This window comes from Parachryseolinea silvisoli, assembly GCF_021190955.1.
GTDB lineage: Bacteria > Bacteroidota > Bacteroidia > Cytophagales > Cyclobacteriaceae > Ohtaekwangia > Ohtaekwangia silvisoli.
On the sequence record NZ_JAIOAO010000007.1, the window covers coordinates 74,492 to 93,331 of the forward strand.

An 18,840-nucleotide genomic window follows, 5' to 3' on the forward strand; every position below is an offset into this window, starting at 1 on the left:
ACGCTAACGCACCACCATCTTTTCCACCTGAATACCCTCCGCTGAACGTAATCGTAAGAAATATACCCCCGGCGAAAAACCTTCCAATGGTAGTGACACCAGGTTCTCCCCGGCGTTAGATTGGAATCTTGTTGTTTCTACGGTATTTCCGACCATCGTTAAAACTTCTGCAGAAACCTCCTGTGTCCTATCCAGGTTATAGCGGACGGAAACATTCCCCGACGCCGGATTCGGATACAATCTCAGGCGATAATTCCCGCTGGACTCATCGATAGAGGTTACACCATCACCGACAAACACCGTCAGGTTTGCTTTCTTTATCCCATCCATGCTGATAGCCTTGATGGTGGCAACACCTGATGAGACACCGGCTATTTTCCCGTCCCGGGTAACCTGTGCAACAGCGGTTTGGCTGGAATTCCAGAATACTGTTTTATTAGCAGGATCCTCGGGAAGGAATTGAACCTGCACCTCATAAACCTCGCCAACGGGTAATCTTATTTCCTGCTCTTCCAAACTGATTTCCGTTACACTTACCGGAGATTCGCTGCCAAAGGCATACACTTCGTGAATGGACCACCAATTACCTTTCGATCCGGCTTGCATGATTCGGACATACTGAACCGTGGAAGACGGAAAACTTACAATAGTCATCACGTCCGCCCCAGTGCCCGATGCACCCGGCCCATACCAATCGGTACCGTTATCCGACACATAGAGCTCATACTTTTGCGGGGAGTCGGACGGACTCTTCGCAACATCCAACATGATTTGCTCGATCTTTTCCGGCTTACCGAAATTGATCGTAAACCATTGCCCCGCGCTTTGCGAACCACCCGTGTCCCAACGAGTCGTAGCGCTGCCATCAATTGCCAGTCCGGCATTACCGGAATTATTAGAGGCTGATACTTTCCAGGCACTTCGGCTCTTGGCCGACTCGAGGGATATTTCCGGGACATTGCCCATGTTATTAATCCATACAGCACAGTTAGCCTTTTCAATCCCCGTGGGGTCAACGACTGAGGAATGTATGGACAGGCGAGGTTCCGTGCCGGTTGCCAACAGCTGGTTAACCGGATAAATACTGGAGGCTTCTACATACAACGTATCCTTGTTAATCACGGCCATGCGTTGCTGCCCCGGCTGATTCATGTTCACTTGCTGAAGCGTCAGTACACCGCCATCCATGTAAATGCCATTGGAAGGATTTCCCCAGAAATCGGCATTAAACAAAGTGACCCCTGATGTATATCCAGCACCGGTCTCCATGTATTTTGTATTTTGATTGCCAATGGCTACAATTTGCGAATTGACGAAGTCGAAACCTTTGTTGCCCACGGCGTTTATAACAATGCCGTTTCCAGCGCCGTCGATTCCACTGCCGATACTGATGCCCGAAGGCCCGGTTCCCTCGACATCGCTTAAGATCATACCATTTTTAGACCCGTAGTGGAAATTGTTATAGAGGACCTGATTTTCACAATTACCCAGGATCATAAAATTGAAATTGGCAAAACCATAGTCATAGGCCGGACCTCCGTCACCCACCGAGTTGGGCCAGCTTCCATATTTTGACTCATCACCTGCCGCGTAGGCGATGATATTAAACTGGGTGTTGTATATTCTCCCATCACGGGTACCGCCGCCTACCCGAATGCCGACATCAAACGCATGACCGGCCATGTAGTCGATGTAATGATTGTCGCAGGCGTAGGTAAACAAGTCAACGCCTTTATCGACGGCCCGCATGCCAATATTAATCATGTAGGTGTTACGACCGGTAGCTTGCACACAATAGGGATATTTCCCGAGGCTGGGTAGTTCCGTGATCAACTGCTGAGGATAGTTGAACACAATGCCACGGATTCCACTGTTCTCTGATAACTTCAGAAAAGGCTCGCCCTCAGGATTATCGCGGTCTGCGTAAACCTCCAACGTGCTTCCCGGCCCTGTAGGAGTCGTACTGACATCCACAGAGCCTTTTAACTCGACGCCGGACGGAATAACAAGGTGTCCCAGAACTTTATATTTTCCAGGGGGGAGGAATACCACTCCCCCGCCATCGGCCGCTGCTCTATCGAGGGCGGATTGAATGGCGACAGTATTATCGGTAACACCGTCCGCCACGGCATGGTAGGGCGTGTCCGTGGCGATATATAATTTGACACGGAGCGGCTTGTGTATTTCCGGAGCAATCTCTATAATCTCCGGCAGCAATTTTGTTTCAACCGGCGTGTGATCGACAATATTTTTAAAAATAGAGGACTCAACTAATTTTACGTCTTGCGCAAACCGATTACCGGTAATGATCGCACGCGCATTTTTTGTGATACTAATTTGAGGAGCAGGGTTATTAAAATCACAGTCTGTTGCCGTAAAGGTGCCACCTCCTACCGATACGGCCCCTGCCTGTATCGTAGACTGCAGCATCATCAGGCGGGTGCTGGCGGATTCGTCTACCAGGATGGCATTCTTCGTGGCGTCAAGTGAGCACGTATGGAGCTGTACGACGCCCGAGGCTGAATTTTCAACAGCAATCCCGGTTTCACATGTCACGGTTTTGATCCCGGTACACATCAATCCCACGGAGTTCGCGGCGCTGATATCCAGCCCTATTTTACATTTTGTAAAGATCATGGAATAATGATGCCCGTTTGGCTGCGCCCCTGCACTTGCAATAGATTCCACCGCGTGAAACCCTTTACTGTACCCTTCGACATTTATAAAGCAGGTATAAGACCAGTCGTTTCTTCGCATGACAATGCCTGTTCCGTTTTCATAAATCCATGCCTTATGGTCGCCATCCATGGCGGGTGAATTGGGTAATCCGGAACCTGCCCAATAGTCTGGTGAAAAATCGATCCATTCGATACGGCCTACGTCCACGATATTATCAATTTCAATACCCCGCGACAACGGTGTTCCATAAACACCATTAATGGTCGGGCATGTTCCACCGTTTTTTCTCGAGAAAACAATGCCTGCATAGGAATTTACCAGTGTGATATGTTTGGCATTGCAGTTTTCGTTACCAAAATAGTTGGGTTTTCCAAACTCTACCGAGGGCGGATAGGGAGTGATGTTTGATGCTGTTTGCTCAGGATACCAGATGGCCAGATCCATCACAGCCGATGAGGGTTCCATGGTAATAAACGGTGTCGCATCTTCATTACCTTTCCCGGCGTAGGCCATTAAAATTGTTCCTACCACGGATTCTCCTTTTTCGGGTTTCTTCCATTCACCGCGAAGTGTAATGCCTTTCGGAAGAAGCAGATTACCTTTTATTACGTACTGCCCCTCGGGCACAAACAACGTCCCGCCGCCCAACGCGCCCAGTTGGTCGAGTAGATCCTGAAATTGCTGGGTCACATCTGTTATACCGTCACCGGTGATACCGAAATCAGCCACTGAATAGGCGCTGACAACATTGTCAAGCGTCGGATATTTTGTATCCACCAATTTCCAATCCTGGGCAACGACCGTTGAAAACGCAAACAAAAAAATACTGCACACCCAGTGTGTAGTATATGATCGTGTAACGCTGATTCGAATGTATTTCATTACTTTTTTTGTCAACGAATTTAATCCCGGCCTGAACGTGAAAGAAAAAAAGGTTGTCCAACACAACTGTGCCGGACAACCGTTCTATAAACTACGACCTAATTTATCTTTTCCAGTTTCACAGAGGACGCCCTCACATTTTGCTCGTTACCAGTAAAGCTGACGAGAAAACCAGCCGATACCTTTTTAGGGCCATCGATCGTAAAATCGATCGTCGCGATACCGGTATCAGGATTCAGACCGACAAAGCTGGCAGAGGCGAGCGCCGTCGCTATGTTTTCGATATCCGGGAGGTCTTCGCCAAGTGCGGCCACGATATATCGCGGATCGGTGCCGCCATTTGTTTTAATGGGGTTATCGCCCGCCAGGCTCATGGTAAACCGATATGTGCCCGCAACAGGGAGGTCGAATGTTTGATAAAGCTTACCGTTTACGATAGCCATTTCACCGGCGTTCCAATGTTCAAATCCCAGGCTTTTCTTATCATTTGCCGCACCTTCCCAGCCACCGTCGTATCCACCTCTGCCGTCCCGATTCCGCATGGCCGCGTTGGTTTTCCAGTCAGCCAAATTACCCCACCGCGTGCCATCCCAATCCGCTTTGGCAAAGGGATATGTTCCGTTCTTAAAATCAGGGATTGCATTCGGATCGTTCTGAGCATCTGCCGGCACCACTACTTTAATGATCTCAGAATAGTTATACTTCTTGTTGGCATCATTGACATTAGCTCCCAGGCGCACGTAGTACGTATAGCCTGCTTTGACTGGCAGGGGACCTATGTGAATAACCGTACTCTCATCAACGTCACCAAAAGCTTCCGTCCAGGATTTGTTGTATTGCATCCTCCTGTCATTATACTCCTTCATATCAATAAAATTCGTCGCTCCGCAAAACTGGCTGAGGCTTAAGAAAGGCTTCACCTCAATCAGGTTCGGGAGTCCCTGACGAATCGGGGCCTTCAATACGCAGCTTAAGGTTAGTTTTAAACCATCCAGGGAATATTCAAAGCCGAGGACTTGCAAGTAGGGTGTAACGGTAATATCCTGTTCGGTACTTCCACCGAATACGACATCCTGCAGGGTATCCACCGGCCAGAAGGGACCACCATACGGAAGCATATCGTATGTGCCGCCAAAAAGTTTACTATTATTATACGATCCGTCCTGCTTCACAGCCAGTGATTGGGACGTGGGCTCTGACTCGTTCCAGGTTCTCTCCCAGATGCGAATTCCCCAATCTCCTTGTGAGGTCAGCAAATTCTCCCCTGTATAGGCGTCAATTACCCGACCATAAACCCGCGCATCGGGTTCGTCCCAGTTGTCGACCTCCATACACGCGGTAACCGACATCATTAGTACGCCGAGCACTACATATAGTATCTTTTTCATAGTATTCATCTCAATGGTTAACAATTAATAAAGCGGATTCTGTGGCAGGAGTTTGTTGTTCTTACCAATCTCACCCCAGGGAATCGGTTCATAATAGCATTGTTTAGAGGCTGTCCAGGCGCGGTTGATCCGGTTAAACTCGTCGAGGTAAATATACTTGCCCTCGTCGTACACGTAGTAACAGCTCAGCACGCGGTGACGGAACTGATTCAACACCTGGTCGGCTGTTCTCCACCGGCGAAGATCCCACCACCAGTGATTCTCACCGTAGAGCTCGCGCGCGCGTTCATCGCGGATGAATTGCAAGGATGCCTCGATAGAATACGAATAGTTTGCCTTGTTGATGGTGCCAATATTCGATGTCGACACGTCGATGGCAGGACGGGTGACCTGGGCGCCGGCACGCTCGCGGATTTTCTCAATATAATTGAAGGCCTCGTCTCTCTTACCCAGCTCATACAGGGCTTCAGCAGAATTCAGGTAGATTTCACCCAGGCGAAATACAACCCAATGCTGGCTGCTGCGATACACCTGAACGTCACTTGCTGCTAACGTCGGATCCACATACTTGCGAATGAAAGCCGATCCCCAACCGTTGTTCTCGCCGCCCTGATCTTCAAAATTTCCATGTGCGCCTGCGATCGTATAGTCGACACCATCGATTTTTGTCACCTGACCTCTGCCACCTAACAGACGGTTCGCCGCACTGTTAATCGGTGCCAGACCGCTACCGAAGTCCGCATCTGACGCCAATACATCGAAGTTTTTGTAAATGCCGCGCTGAATACTGAAGGCCTTGCCGCGTAGCTCATCACCGTCAAAATACATGGTACCGCGTGCACGTGGCTCCATGCCGTTCCGGATATCGCTACGATTGTCAAAACGAACCGGTGTTCCGTCCGGGTTAACAATGTCAGGCATATCATACAGTTCCATGAAATCCAGCGGCGGATAGCTTTCCGCGCCAACAAACGACGACATATCGGGCGAAGGAGACATCAATGCATCGTAGGTATGGCGCAAACGGGTATTGCCAGGAGACGTTATATCGTAGTCTTTGATAAAAATATTCTCGGAAGATGTTCCATCCAGGAAAAGATCGGCAAAGTTCTTTGCCTTATCGGGATAGCCCCGGGTATACAGCGCAAAAGGACCTGATTCCACAACGGCTCCGGCGTCTACGCAGTACTGGAAAAACTCATCGGCTTTTGAAGCATCCATACCGGCCATGCCGGCACTTGTGGCCGCTTCACCCTGGAAGCCCAAGGACTCGCTATATTTTGCAATAGACCCTGCATAAAGCATGGTACGCGATAATAGCGCGGCAGCGACATACTTGTTCGCCCGACCGGTTTCATCCACCTTCGTTCCCATGTTGGCAATAGCAAACGTCAGGTCTTCGTAGATAAACTTCCAGGTGTCATATTCGGTATTGCGGGGAACTTCCAGGACTTCGGCGCCCGCCAGCGGATCCTGGATATCTTTAATGATGGGAACCCCACCATAACGCTTCACCAGGCCGAAGTAATAGAACGCACGTAAGAAATGCGCTTCACCCAACAGTTTGTTATATACGTCGTCCGTATAGTTCTCCTTGTATTTGGGGAAGTTCTGGATAAACGTATTCACGTCGCGAATACGGTCGTACGGCCAATACGCGAACCCATCGTTGTCGGGCAGCACCCACGTATTGAAAAACTCGCCACTCATATTTCCCTGGCTGTTTTTACCCGCCTCCCAGTAATTGTCCGGGCGGTACGCTGTGTTTGAATTTGTTCCGTAGTACAGGAAGTCTTCTATTGGAAGATTATTATAAATACCCGCGAAGTACTTCTTCACGCCATTCTCATTACCAAAGAGCTCCGGTTCCCCCAATATGCCCTTCGGCTCCAGGTTCAAATCCTGACACGAGAAGATTACCGCGCACAGAAGTGTTATATATATTAAATATTGTTTTTTCATAGCTCAGTTCTTTTCAGAATTTGACAGTTGCACCAATGGTATAGGTCTTATTCACAGGATAGTTGTAGAATTCGACAGATTCGGCACCTGTGCCCCCGGATGTGGGACGTTCGGGATCGATGTTTTCAAGTCCGGTAAACGTAAGCAGGTTGTATCCACTTACATAGAGTCGCAGATTTTTCATCTTAATTTTCGATGTCCATGCATAGGGAAGAGTATAACCGATCTGTGCTGTCTTCAAACGCATATAGGAGGCATTCTGAACACCGTTGGTACCTGTGCGACGACCGTCGTGACCGGTAACGGGGTAATACCCAGAGATCCATTGCGTGCTGGGATTAAAATAGTCCGCATTGGGGTCTGCCGGACGCCACCGGTCCATAAAATAGTCCAATGTATTTTGTCCGCCGAACGGTAATGCTTCTGTCAGTACTTCAGAGTACTGAACATAAACACCCCACGCACCTTGAAAATCTAACGCCAGGTCGAGTCCTTTCCAGGTTCCTCCAAGTGAAATGCCGTAGTTAAATACGGGGCGACCTATGGAGGCTATCGGGTGCTGATCCTGATCGTTGATCACGCCATCTTCATTCCAGTCGTTTAGCACCCAGTCGCCGGGCAAGGTATTTTGCCCCACGGGAAGTCCATAGTTCTGGATTTGCTCGTAGCTGGTGAACTGTGTTTGAGATTCGTTACCCCACCAGATATCGGTGTTACGTCCGCTGGTACGGTTTCTCCACTTGTCATATGAGTTGCCGGCAGGCGTTTCCAGCCAACTGGTCCTTCTGCGCTTTGTAGCAGAAAGCTGACCGCCTACATAGTAATTGATGTCCTTAAAGGTATTCGTATAGCGCAAGGATATCTCATAACCGAAGTTACGCTCGCTATTCAGGTTTTCCTGGGGTAAGCTGGCGCCTACAGTACCGGGGATGACGGCAGCGCTGGTGGCCAGTATGCCGGTAAGGTCACGCTTATAAACGTCTACACTGCCGCTCAGCTTTTGACTAAGCAATCCAAAATCGAGGCCGATGTTATATGCTTTCGCATTATACCATGTCAAATTCGGGTTCGGGATACTCTGCGCCGATACACCGCCGGTTAACGAGCCGCCATAGTACCATCCGTACTCGTTGCCATTTAACCCGTAACCTGTCGCAGGAGGATACACTCCGGCAATGGCGTCATTCGCCATTTCTCCGTACGAGCCTCTGATCTTCAGGTTATCAAGAAACTCAAAGTTGTCTTTGATGAAACTTTCCTCGCTCAAGCGCCATCCCAGTGAAATCGAAGGGAAGAATCCAAACCGGTTGCCCTCCGGAAAGCGTGAGGATCCATCGTACCGAAATTTGAAATCAAGCAAATACTTACCTCTGAAATCATAGTTCAGGGAACCGATCAGCGACTTACTCGCCTGGTCACCTATGTCTCCTTCGGTAGCGCGTTGATTTTTATCTTCACCGGCAAATAAATATTCAGAATCTACAAATAGCTCGCGATAAGCATTGATACCGTCCCAGGCATTGTATCGTTCTTCGTAAATAAGAAAGCTACCTACGTTATGATCACCTGCAAAGGTGTGGTTATAGTGCAATCCCAACTGCATGTTCGTGCTGTAGTTAAGATTGACGCTTCTTGTGATATCCGAAGGTGTATTTCGCTGAATCGGGCTATACGTATCCGTGTCCTCATTATAGCGATACAATGTGTACGCACGCTTGTAGGTGGTAAAATCCGGTAGGCTCGGGGAATAATCATAGATGCCTTTTGCCGACAATCCGTCTATTCCGGGAATCTCATATTCGAGTGTCAGTGTCCCATTGTACCTTCTATCCTTGGTAATGTTGTAGCCCACATAGTCAGCATCGGTCTGCGTAATCATGTTGGCGCCTTCATTCAGGAATTCGGAATCTCCATTTGGATATAAGGGGTTATCGTTAGCATAAAAAGAAGCGTCCGGGCGGGTCAACCAGGTTAACTTATAGGTGGTCCATCCTGTTCCGTTCGGTTGGTGCGTGTCGACCATGATTGCGCCTAACGAAACACGCGCGCTCAATCTTTTTGTGATCTGCGCATCGATATTGGTCCGCATGTTCCAACGTGATGAGTAGTAGTCATTACTTTTATACGACCCCATCTGCTTGTTGTAGCCGAGGTTGAAGTAGTAGCGCATCTTCTCACCTCCGCCGTTTACACTCAGGTTGGTTTCCGTTTGCGGGGTGGTCTTGTGAAACACCTCATCAAACCAATCATAAGATTTTTTAGTCCCGTTACGGTATTCCTCGATCTGCTCCTCTGTGTAGATCGGGTTTGCCCGCTCGAAATAGCTTCTTCCAAAGTCCTGCGCAACCTGTTCGTTTCTCAACGTCATATAATCCACGGCGTTGACGCTTTTCGGTACATACAGAAATTGCTGCCAGGAAGTACTGCTATTCAAGGTGACATCCACCTTTCCGTCCGGGTTTGAAATCCCCTTTTTGGTGGTGACCACGACCACACCGTTGGCTGCCCGTAGGCCGTAGACGGCTGCGGAGCCGTCTTTCAGGATGGTTACGTTTTCAATTTCTTCCGAGCTCATGCGCGCGAAAAAGTCTTTGTCGCGAACAATACCATCAATCACAAACAACGGATCGCCCATACCCCGAATATCGATTTGGGTGTCATAGGCACCCGGCGCTGCGCTCTTTTGGACGATTCGGACGCCGGGTAGTTTACCGGTCAATGCGTTCAGTACGTTCTCGTTTTTGGTTCGGACGATATCCTTGTTATCGATTATCGATACAGCTCCGGTCAACGTTGCTCTTTTCTGTGTGCTGTACCCCATGACCACCACTTCGCCGAGGCTTGTAACGTCGGCCTCCATAGAAACGTCGACCACCGAAAGGGCGCCGACCGAAACTTTCTGCATAACATATCCTATAAAGCTGAACACCAGCACGGATTCGTCTGACGGGACTACAATGGCAAATTTTCCGTCGGCATCAGTCACTGTCCCACCGGTCGACCCCTCGATGATAACGCTCACGCCGGGAAGTCCTGCACCGGTCTCGTCGTTCACTGTACCGGTAATTTGTCTGCCTTGCGGAATTACCGCATCGGTTCCTTCACTCTTCACCCCTCCAGTTGCCCGGAAGGCCCCGTCGCTTGCCGTCGAAATGGCAACGGTTCGTTGCCCTTCAGCATGTTTATTCCCCCATAAAGAAGCCTCGGTTCCCTTGACTGACGCCGCCTGCGCCGAGGCTAAAGCACACCAGGCCAGGGAAAAAAGCAGGTAGATTTTACCCATAGAATTGAACATTTAGGTTTTGGTTAAGATTACTGTTACCGTTTGCGATTGATGATTCAATCGTTAGCAGCAAGTCAAACCTAGGGCAGTTCAATTAATTTCCTCTTAAATCCCTATTAATTCGGCTGTTAACTCATTAATGCCGTAGTTTTTTTGAAAATTTTCAAAAACGATGGGGTGGGATGATTGGAATCGATCTCGCGAAAGGTCGAAAATAGAATGCACGCCATTACATTGGACGATGCCGGCTGCGAATGTTCGTGCGAGTTGTTACAAACTCCGACTGAAATTTGTCGGAAACCTGATGCTCCCTGAGGAAATGAAGCTGAGACATGAATTAATATAGACTTAAAAAGAGCGGTGCGCCAATTTTAAGCGGATTGCCGGTCAACTCTTCGTATCTGTATCTCCTTCCTGTTATAAAACAGTCAAAAGGAATAATATGTCGCTGGTTTTATTTGTTTTTCGATTTACATTCGCCCCTCTATGTCTATAGGTCGACCCTCCTCTACCGCTCTGCGGAATCTCCTTATCCTGATCGCTTCCGTTACATCCGGCATAGCCCAGGCCCAGAATCAGTCCGAAACCTATTATGTGGTTGTCGGCGGTTTTGCTGTTCATAAGAATGCCGAGCGGTTCACAGAGCAAGTGCTCACCAGGAACTATCCGGCGCGATATGCGTTCAATCCCGTCCGCAACCTTTACTATGTATACGTGCAGGTTACCGCCGATCCGCAGCGTGCACGACAGCTAGCCTACCGGTTACGCCTGGAGTCCGAGTTCACAGGAACCTGGATCTACCAGGGCCCACTCGAAGGAAACACAGCCATTGAGGCCCAGGCTATCGCAGAATATGATGCAGAAACAGGCGCCGGTCCTTTGCCCTCGGAGGGTGCCGCGCCGGGTAACGAAGCTGGGCCTAGTCCCAACGTCATCGCCACAAACCAGTCCGGCCCACCGGCAGCAGAAGCAGGAGCAACAGACCCTGCAGGGAGTACTGTGGCCGCCAGGCCTGCTATCGAAACCACACCGGCTAAACCGGCAGGCAAAGAATTTATCTTCCGGCTTACGACCGGTGCCGATAATACCGCCGTTTCCGGCCCTGTTTACCTTATGCAGGAAGCCGGCACACAGCCGCAGCGCATCGCCTCCGACGAAAAAGTTATTATACCTCCGCCGACATCGGGCAAAGTGACAATTGTCTGCCATGTGGTAGGTTACAAGCTTGCTAAACGGACCATACCCTACGACAACCCCGGCGCTGCAGGAGAGCGCGTTATTCCTATCAAGCTTGTGCCTGTAGCCCCAGGTGACTATATAGAACTCGAGAACGTTAAATTTTTTGATCACACTGCCATCTTCACGCCGGCATCTGAGGACGAGCTTCTCCAGCTTGTAAACCTGATGGGCAATCCCCGCTTTCGGGTTCGCTTGTACGGTCACACCCACAGCAACGAGCGTGGCGACATAACAACACTGGGCACAACGACCAACTTCTTTGCACCGGATCCTGCCACCAACGCCACCAGCCATGGATCAGGTAAGGAACTGTCGAGACTTCGCGCCGAAGCCGTGAAGGCATACCTCGTCAGCAAAGGCATTGACGCTGCGCGCATCAGTACCAAAGGCTATGGCGCCCAGTTGGCTGTCTATGAACAGGCTGCTGCTAACGACCGGATAGAAGTAGAGATTCTGAAAAACTAAGGAAGTCTTCGATTCTTTCGGATAGCCATGCCGATGTAAGTTAATACAATATTCACACAGCCATTACGCCCACGACACAGGAAAAATCTTCCTTTATGCCCGGGGACGGTTCACATCGCATGCTCTTACAGCGGCGGCACCTGCCACCTGTCTTTTCTTTGTACTATGCCCACCACAACGCCCACATCCGCCGCGGTGAACGCGAAAAGAACTCCGTTTAAATTAGTATATTTTATAAACCAACCGTTTCGAGCGAATATACACGTTGGATAACATGACATCAGTATTAGGATTTTACCAAACCATTAATAATAATACTTATGATCAAGATCATTCTACTATGCGATTTCGGCGAGGAGTATGGCAAGAGCTTGCTCCGCGGCATCACCCGCTACTCGAAAGATCACGGTCCCTGGGCTTTTTGTCGTATGCCCGCATACTTCCGTGAGCACCTCGGCATCGATGGCATACTGCAATGGGCCCGTGAATGGGGAGCGCACGGCATCATCGGCCAGTTCTATCATACTGAAGAGATTCAGAAATTCACCCGGGCGGGAATTCCGGTGCTGGCCCAGGACTTCAAAGAACGTTTTACGGACATCCCCAATATCACCGGCGACTACCACGAAGCGGGGAGAATAGGTGCTGAGTATTTTCTAAAAAAAGGATTTAGCCATTTCGCCTTCTACGGCTTCCAGCACATCGTCTGGTCACGTGAGCGTGCCGAGGGTTTTGAAGAGCGTCTGCGGCAGGCGGGCCATATGGTACATTACTATGAGCATAACGAAGGCGCTCCGGCGGATGTGTGGTATTATAAGCCCTCCGTGCTGATTCAGTGGCTCCGGTCACTGCCCACACCAATAGCGCTGATGACCTGCGATGACAACCAGGGTCATCATATTACCGAGGCTGCGCGCCACGCGGGCATACGTATTCCCGAAGACATGGCCGTGCTGGGTGTGGACAACGACGAGATGGTCTGCAACCTCTCCGACCCACCTCTTTCGAGCATCGGCCTCGACACGGAAAAAAGCGGTTACGATGCCGCTCGTGTCATGGAGCAAATGATCCGTGCAGGCACCTGTTCCGGCCCTGACATCGTGGTACGGCCGACACAGGTAATTTCCCGGCAGTCGACCGACATCTTTGCCAGTCAGGACAAATACATTGTTAACGCGCTGAAATATATACACGATAATCTGGACAAAAACCTCAATGTGGAACAGGTGCTAAAAGAAGTGCCGCTATCCCGCCGGTCGCTCGAAAAACGTTTTATCCAGATTACCGGGTATCCCGTCTACGAATATATCTATCACCAGCGCATCGAACGTTTTACACAAAAGCTACTGGAAACGGACATGACCATTTTCGAGATTGCGCTCGACCTGGGACTAAGCGACAGCAAGAACATTGCAAGACAGTTCAAACAAATCAAAGGTGTTACACCGATGGAGTATCGCAAAAAATATATGTTGGCGAAACAAGGCGCTACGGCGTAGCATGTAAATCCGTCCTTTTATTTGAAAGGCAGCTTTGTTATGGGTGCAGGTCGTTCTTGCGAAGTATGGTCAGCAACAACGCGGGCTCGTCTGTCTGCACAATGTTCGCGCCGTGCTCGAGCAACGCCTTTAACGCACGTCTTTCGCGGCCTTTACGCAAATCGTCGTCGAGGTCGCCGAGGGCGTTAATCCACGTGCGGGCAAAACTGTCTCGTATACGTTGCGTGACCTGTTCGGTATAACAGGTAAAGTCGATGTGTACTGCCGGTGGGTCGAAGACCAGCGCAGAGTCGGTCTCGGCATCGTTGTGCACCCGCGGCATCACCATGAGCTTATCGTCCGCCCGTTGAATACGGCGAAGCATGGCATAGTCCGAGTCGAAGAAGAAGACAATATCCTCTGTGGCCGTTTTTTTGACAACAGCCAGGATAGGCGTTATGTTGTCGGTCTTCAGGTCCAGGTCTACCAGCACATGTCCGGCGGCTGTCTCCAGCGCTTCTTGCAGCGACGGGATTTTGAGCGATGTTCTCCGGCCCTTGTCGACAAGGAAAAGCTCTTGCAGCTGTTTCCAGGTGAGCGCCTCGGCCTCGCCTTTACCCGTGGTGGTGCGGTCGAGGGTATGATCGTGCAGCAGGAACGGCACACCATCTCGGGATACCTTCACATCGATCTCCACAATGTCCACTCCCACCCGAATCCCCTCCCGGATTGCCGGAATGGAGTTTTCAGGGTAACGATTGTGTACCGCCCGGTGGGCAGCCACCAGTACCGTTGTACTGGTAGCACTCCGGAAGTCCTGGCGGATAGCTTCCATGCTTCGCTGGGCAGATACATCGGTCCAGTAGAGAAATACGCAATACACCACCCCTAAAACACGCACGTTCATATCGCAGCTGTTTATTTTAAGAATACCTCGTCGTTATCCGTCACAAACATACGGGTGCTTTCGGTATATTCACCGCCTTTGGGATCTTTGTATTTCAGGTCCAGGTAAAAGGCCCGGTACCCCTTCTGCGGGTAGGGCGTCGTCGTGGTAATCACCGAGGTTTTCTTTTTAAGTCCCAGCGATTGTCCCTTCCAGGTATCGTTTCTAAAATCCGTATCGTCCGACGACGCCGACCAAAGTACGGCGTCCACCAGGGCATCCGGTGTTACCGTTATGCTTAGGGTCACGCCCTTTTTACCGGGGGTAACATTCCACTGGCAGGCCGGATAGGGCTGATGCGCCAGGGTCATCCCCAGGAATGCGCTGAGCGCCTGAAAGGCTTGCTTCTTATCGCCCAGGTCGTGTCCCACATTCGGTACATAGTGTATAAAGTTGCGGCCCGGTATGCTGTCGATGTAATGTTTCACAGCGTCAACTGTCCAGTATTCGTCGTTCGTCCCCATGAAGATCATCTTCGGCATCGTCAGTTTTTTACGGTAAGCATAGGGATCTACCATCGCCGTAATGGCGTCTCCCTTTTCAGAATGAACCGTTTGCGGAATACCCAGCTTGACGTAATCCTGAATCTGCACGCTATATTCCTTCAGCATCTTGACCTGGTAGTCCAGGTTTACCGGCATATTGAGTACGTCGATCACCATCGGGGCAATGGCCGCCACCCGTTTGTCGCTGGCGCCGGCCAGCCACGTAGTCCATCCACGTTTGGATGCACCCGTCACCACAAACCGGTTTATATCACGCTGCAACGTTTTCCTGGAAAACTCTTGTACCGCGTCCATGGCGCGCACCACCCCTTTGACCATCGGGAATAACAATGGCCAGGTGTAGTCGCCATCTTCTTTGAACTGATGCAGTGTATAGGAGATCAGGGCGTCTTCGGTCAGATCTCCCACCAACGGCTGGTTGGGAGTCTGGCGCAGGATGGCGACCACCGCATGGTTCGCGGTCGCCATGTCGCCGAGACTTAACGTCAGCTTATCGTCGGGACCGCGCCACTCGGGTTCGCCTTTTTTATTTCCCCCACCGGTAATGAAAAACAATGCTCCGTCGTGACGGCAATCTGCTGGTACTAACAGGGAAAGCTGATGAGTCCACTGATATTCATGCCACTGCTGCGATACCAACCGCAGGTTATATACCTGGACGGTTCCCCGGGTATACGTGTCCTTCACCTCCCACCGGTACGACTTATCACCGTTACCAATATAGGCCTCCAGCGCCGTGGCGGCGCTCAGGGTGGACTGTGCCGGGAGACTTTGCGCAAAGAATAAGATCGTCAGCAGCATCAGGATAATAGCCGCCAGTACTTTGTTTTTCATCATAGCAGTGACATTCGTATGTATGGCATCGTAAAAGTAGCACGTTTATCCGGAGTATCCGTTACAATCGTTCTGGGATATCCGGAATACGGTTCACCAATTCATTGACACCCTTTTTCGATTTTACCAGGTCAAATGCGTCGTACAACTCACCCCGGGCCGTATACGATCCGAACGACAATGTATTTCCCTCGATGGTAATGATCTGGAACAGTTGTGTGTTGCGGGCTTTGCGCTGCATCCACGGGTCGTTAGACAGCTCATACATCTTGGGGCCGCTAACCGACACAACGTATACCGTACCCGATGTTTTGTCTTTGACGCTATAGCCCGTCGGCACGTTTTTCACCATCCCCCTGCCATAGGCATGGTCGTGACCCTGCAGCACGATATCGACATGATGTTTATCGAAAATCGGCTTAAAATGCCGGCGCAGGTTTTCGTTGTCGCGATTGGGCGAGGTTGAAAATACGGGATAATGAAATGTAATCGCCGTCCAGGGGCGCGGGTCGTGTGTCAGTACAGAATCCAGCCATACGGCCTGCTGTTCGCGGTATACGGGCGACTCATCAATTTGCTCAGCATCGAGCGAGACCACCTTCAGATTCTGATAGTTCACGGCATAGCACGTTTCTTCCAGACCCTTGGGGCCATTGCGTGGTAAATTGAACTGCCGGCGCCACTGCGGCGACAGTTGCACGCCCTTTCCGTACTCGTGGTTTCCGGGTGTCATCATGCTGGGCACGGTGGCGTGAATATAACTTCCAGCATAAAACCACTCGCCCCACTCCACGTCACGGTCAAAGCGATTGATCAGGTCGCCCGCGTGCAACATGAAGTCAACCTGTGGCACCGTTTTGTAAGCTTCCCGGATAACACGCGACCACATGGACTTGAGGTCGTTCTGCGCGTCGCCAAAATAGAGAAAGGAGATTTTGTTGTTCGCGGCATCGGGCATGCGCACCTGGAACCACTCGCTCCACGCGGCTTCATTCCCCACGCGGTATACGTATTGCTCACCGGGCGTAAGTTTTTCCAGGCGTGCCGAAAAGTAATGCGCGGTGACCACCGGCTCTTCTTCGCGCCGCACCTGGAGATACTCGCGTTGCGCCGGCAACCGCGTGACCTTGTCGCGAAACTCCGGCCCGGCCGTTGCCACCGCGTACTCCACAAAACCCGTCACCACGGTGGTATCGGTTCGCCAGTTTACGGCGAGGCACGTCTCTGGAGTTTCCGAAAGATTCAGAATCACCCGATCGGGCGCTGGCGTGGGAAACAGCAACGTGTTGGGTAGCACAACGGCATGGCCGTGCGTGTGATCGTGATGCTCCTCGCTGTAGTCGTAATACTCGGCATCCGCGCCGCGTACGTACATATACCGGACAAAGCCAGCCGACACCGTGAAAACCACTGCCAGCGCTACAAACCATTTCTTATACATGAAAACCAGAATTTAAATCGATGAAATTGTATAAAAAATAGCGGGAGCCATAGCCCCCGCCATACCTGTAAACTATTAAACAAATGTTACCACGGCTTCGAAGTTCCTTGCAACAACCACGGCTTGGACCAGGCGCTGTTGGCGCCGTCGGCTTGCGTGTACTGCGTTTTCTCCAATCGGTCGAGGGCTTTTGCTGTGTTAGCGGCGTTCATCTCGATCTCGTCCTGCATGTAATAAAATCGCACTGGCAATACTTCCCTTGCGGCGACAGGCCCGGCTTCCAGAACCGGTAAGCCGGTACGACGGTAGTCAAACCAGGACTCTGTCGTGGCCGACCAACTGGCGATCCATTTTTGCGTCATTACTTTTACCAACTGCTCGTCGGTATCACCCGACAGCACAATGTCAGGTTGCGTTACATAGTCGTCGTACGTGTCGGCTACACCCCACGTCTCAAACGACGCCTGGATACCTGCCAAATAGTGTTCGTTTGCTGTGCCCGTGGCCCAACCTTTCAACGCAGCTTCGGCCAGGATAAAGTGTACCTCGGCGGCAGAGATCAGCCTGGCTTTCAGCAGCGGGCCGGCAGCGTCGGCGTATATCGGGCTGAGGTAAGAAACGTGAGGGTTGTTCGACGTTTGGCCAGGTGTAGGATTCAGATTGTAGCCCGAAGGTAGGTTCGAAATACTGGGCGGTATCCCAACATACTCAGGGTCGGTATCAATCAACTTTGCTCCTACGACGTCGGGCGACAGGTAGCGCACACCGTCCTCTATCTTATCAGTACCTTCGGGAAGCCCCGCATCGACCACCAGTGGAATTTCCACCTTGCTCGCCCATACACCGAGTCGCGCATCGTTCGATGCCTGCAAAACCTCTACGAGAGTAGCACACATTCTGTTCCGGCGGTAGTTACTGCCGCTGGCATCGAACACCGCGTTCGACGGCCAGGAGTCCCCCTCACTATTGCCGGCATAGGACATCGTGGCGTCCTCGTCGCTGGAGGTGATCAGCGGATACTCTTCGGGATGCGCGTAAATCTTCTCAATTCCCTGGCGGGAAACATCCGGAAGCTTGGAGGAGATACGCATATAATAACGCAATAACAGGGAGTTGGCCATCTTTCGCCATAGCGCCGGATCCATATGCATCGATGCGTATGGCACCTCGTCATCTTCGTACAGGCCGATATATTCTTGCTTGTCTTTTGACAGCAGCGTATTGGCTGTCTCCAGATCGGCGATAATGCCGCGATAGATCGTCTCCTGATCATCGAATACCGGCAGCTTATTCTCCAGGCCTGACAGGTCCCCGTTCAGGGCATGGGTGTAGGGAGCGTCTCCCCACAAGTCTGTGATCAGTCCAAACGTCATGGACTTCATGACCAGTGAAACACCCTGATGAAACTCCATGCCCAGCTCGGCAGAACGCTCATATAAAACTTTGTTGTCACGCAAGACGCCATAGTAGGGTGTCCAGCTCTGATTCGTCCAGGCATAATCGTTATGTTCGTCGAACCATGCGTCCAACTGCGTATGCTGCATCACACCTGCAATGTTTCCAAAACCCAGGTTGAGGTATAGCTTCGATGCTTCCGTCACAACGGTGGGCAATACCAGGTTGGGATTGATTACGCCGGGTTCTACGCCGTTCGGATTTTCGTTGAGTTCTGTCAGGTCGTCACACGAGAGACAGACCATCAGGATACCTATTGCGAAATATTTAAGTTTCATGTGA

At 50.8% G+C, this 18,840-nt stretch carries 10 protein-coding genes; 2 read left to right on the top strand and 8 right to left on the bottom strand.

Going from position 1 to position 18,840, the window contains the following annotated elements; all coding sequences use genetic code 11:
* Positions 1 to 3: 3 nt before the first annotated feature.
* From K7P01_RS29435 to K7P01_RS29450, 4 genes are all read right to left on the bottom strand, one after another.
* On the bottom strand, positions 4 to 3,561 hold the full coding sequence (locus K7P01_RS29435; protein WP_267298180.1) for a glycosyl hydrolase family 28-related protein: 3,558 nt from the start codon (positions 3,559 to 3,561) through the stop codon (positions 4 to 6).
* Between the two features lie 98 nt (positions 3,562 to 3,659).
* Complete coding sequence (locus K7P01_RS29440; protein WP_267298181.1) at positions 3,660 to 4,949, bottom strand: DUF5013 domain-containing protein; 1,290 nt, start codon at positions 4,947 to 4,949, stop codon at positions 3,660 to 3,662.
* Between the two features lie 24 nt (positions 4,950 to 4,973).
* The gene (locus K7P01_RS29445; protein ID WP_267298182.1) at positions 4,974 to 6,911 is read right to left on the bottom strand and encodes a RagB/SusD family nutrient uptake outer membrane protein; all 1,938 of its coding nucleotides are present in this window, start codon (positions 6,909 to 6,911) and stop codon (positions 4,974 to 4,976) included.
* A 13-nt stretch (positions 6,912 to 6,924) separates the two neighbouring features.
* Entirely contained in the window at positions 6,925 to 10,194 is a 3,270-nt protein-coding gene (locus tag K7P01_RS29450; RefSeq protein WP_267298183.1) for a SusC/RagA family TonB-linked outer membrane protein, read from the bottom strand.
* A gap of 486 nt (positions 10,195 to 10,680) precedes the next feature.
* Between K7P01_RS29450 and K7P01_RS29455 the strand changes: the two genes are divergently transcribed.
* Positions 10,681 to 11,898 carry an OmpA family protein gene (locus K7P01_RS29455; protein WP_267298184.1) on the top strand — a complete coding sequence of 406 codons (1,218 nt, stop codon included), beginning with the start codon at positions 10,681 to 10,683 and terminating at the stop codon, positions 11,896 to 11,898.
* A gap of 320 nt (positions 11,899 to 12,218) precedes the next feature.
* Positions 12,219 to 13,397 (top strand): AraC family transcriptional regulator, encoded by a 1,179-nt coding sequence (locus K7P01_RS29460; protein WP_267298185.1) that lies wholly within the window; start codon positions 12,219 to 12,221, stop codon positions 13,395 to 13,397.
* Positions 13,398 to 13,434: 37 nt separating this feature from the next.
* On the opposite strand, the gene K7P01_RS29465 is transcribed toward K7P01_RS29460, so the two are convergent.
* The 4 genes from K7P01_RS29465 to K7P01_RS29480 form a co-directional block, all read right to left on the bottom strand.
* On the bottom strand, positions 13,435 to 14,283 hold the full coding sequence (locus K7P01_RS29465) for a glycerophosphodiester phosphodiesterase family protein (RefSeq protein ID WP_267298186.1): 849 nt from the start codon (positions 14,281 to 14,283) through the stop codon (positions 13,435 to 13,437).
* An 11-nt stretch (positions 14,284 to 14,294) separates the two neighbouring features.
* On the bottom strand, positions 14,295 to 15,665 hold the full coding sequence (locus tag K7P01_RS29470; protein WP_267298187.1) for a PhoPQ-activated pathogenicity-related family protein: 1,371 nt from the start codon (positions 15,663 to 15,665) through the stop codon (positions 14,295 to 14,297).
* A gap of 58 nt (positions 15,666 to 15,723) precedes the next feature.
* On the bottom strand, positions 15,724 to 17,103 hold the full coding sequence (locus K7P01_RS29475) for a purple acid phosphatase family protein (RefSeq protein ID WP_267298188.1): 1,380 nt from the start codon (positions 17,101 to 17,103) through the stop codon (positions 15,724 to 15,726).
* Positions 17,104 to 17,189: 86 nt separating this feature from the next.
* Positions 17,190 to 18,836 carry a SusD/RagB family nutrient-binding outer membrane lipoprotein gene (locus K7P01_RS29480; protein ID WP_267298189.1) on the bottom strand — a complete coding sequence of 549 codons (1,647 nt, stop codon included), beginning with the start codon at positions 18,834 to 18,836 and terminating at the stop codon, positions 17,190 to 17,192.
* Positions 18,837 to 18,840 lie beyond the last annotated feature (4 nt).

Coding starts and splice junctions, on each gene's coding strand:
- K7P01_RS29435 (WP_267298180.1), bottom strand. CDS start 3,561: ATGAAATACATTCGAATCAGCGTTACACGATCATATACTACACACTGG.
- K7P01_RS29440 (WP_267298181.1), bottom strand. CDS start 4,949: ATGAAAAAGATACTATATGTAGTGCTCGGCGTACTAATGATGTCGGTT.
- K7P01_RS29445 (WP_267298182.1), bottom strand. CDS start 6,911: ATGAAAAAACAATATTTAATATATATAACACTTCTGTGCGCGGTAATC.
- K7P01_RS29450 (WP_267298183.1), bottom strand. CDS start 10,194: ATGGGTAAAATCTACCTGCTTTTTTCCCTGGCCTGGTGTGCTTTAGCC.
- K7P01_RS29455 (WP_267298184.1), top strand. CDS start 10,681: ATGTCTATAGGTCGACCCTCCTCTACCGCTCTGCGGAATCTCCTTATC.
- K7P01_RS29460 (WP_267298185.1), top strand. CDS start 12,219: ATGATCAAGATCATTCTACTATGCGATTTCGGCGAGGAGTATGGCAAG.
- K7P01_RS29465 (WP_267298186.1), bottom strand. CDS start 14,283: ATGAACGTGCGTGTTTTAGGGGTGGTGTATTGCGTATTTCTCTACTGG.
- K7P01_RS29470 (WP_267298187.1), bottom strand. CDS start 15,665: ATGATGAAAAACAAAGTACTGGCGGCTATTATCCTGATGCTGCTGACG.
- K7P01_RS29475 (WP_267298188.1), bottom strand. CDS start 17,103: ATGTATAAGAAATGGTTTGTAGCGCTGGCAGTGGTTTTCACGGTGTCG.
- K7P01_RS29480 (WP_267298189.1), bottom strand. CDS start 18,836: ATGAAACTTAAATATTTCGCAATAGGTATCCTGATGGTCTGTCTCTCG.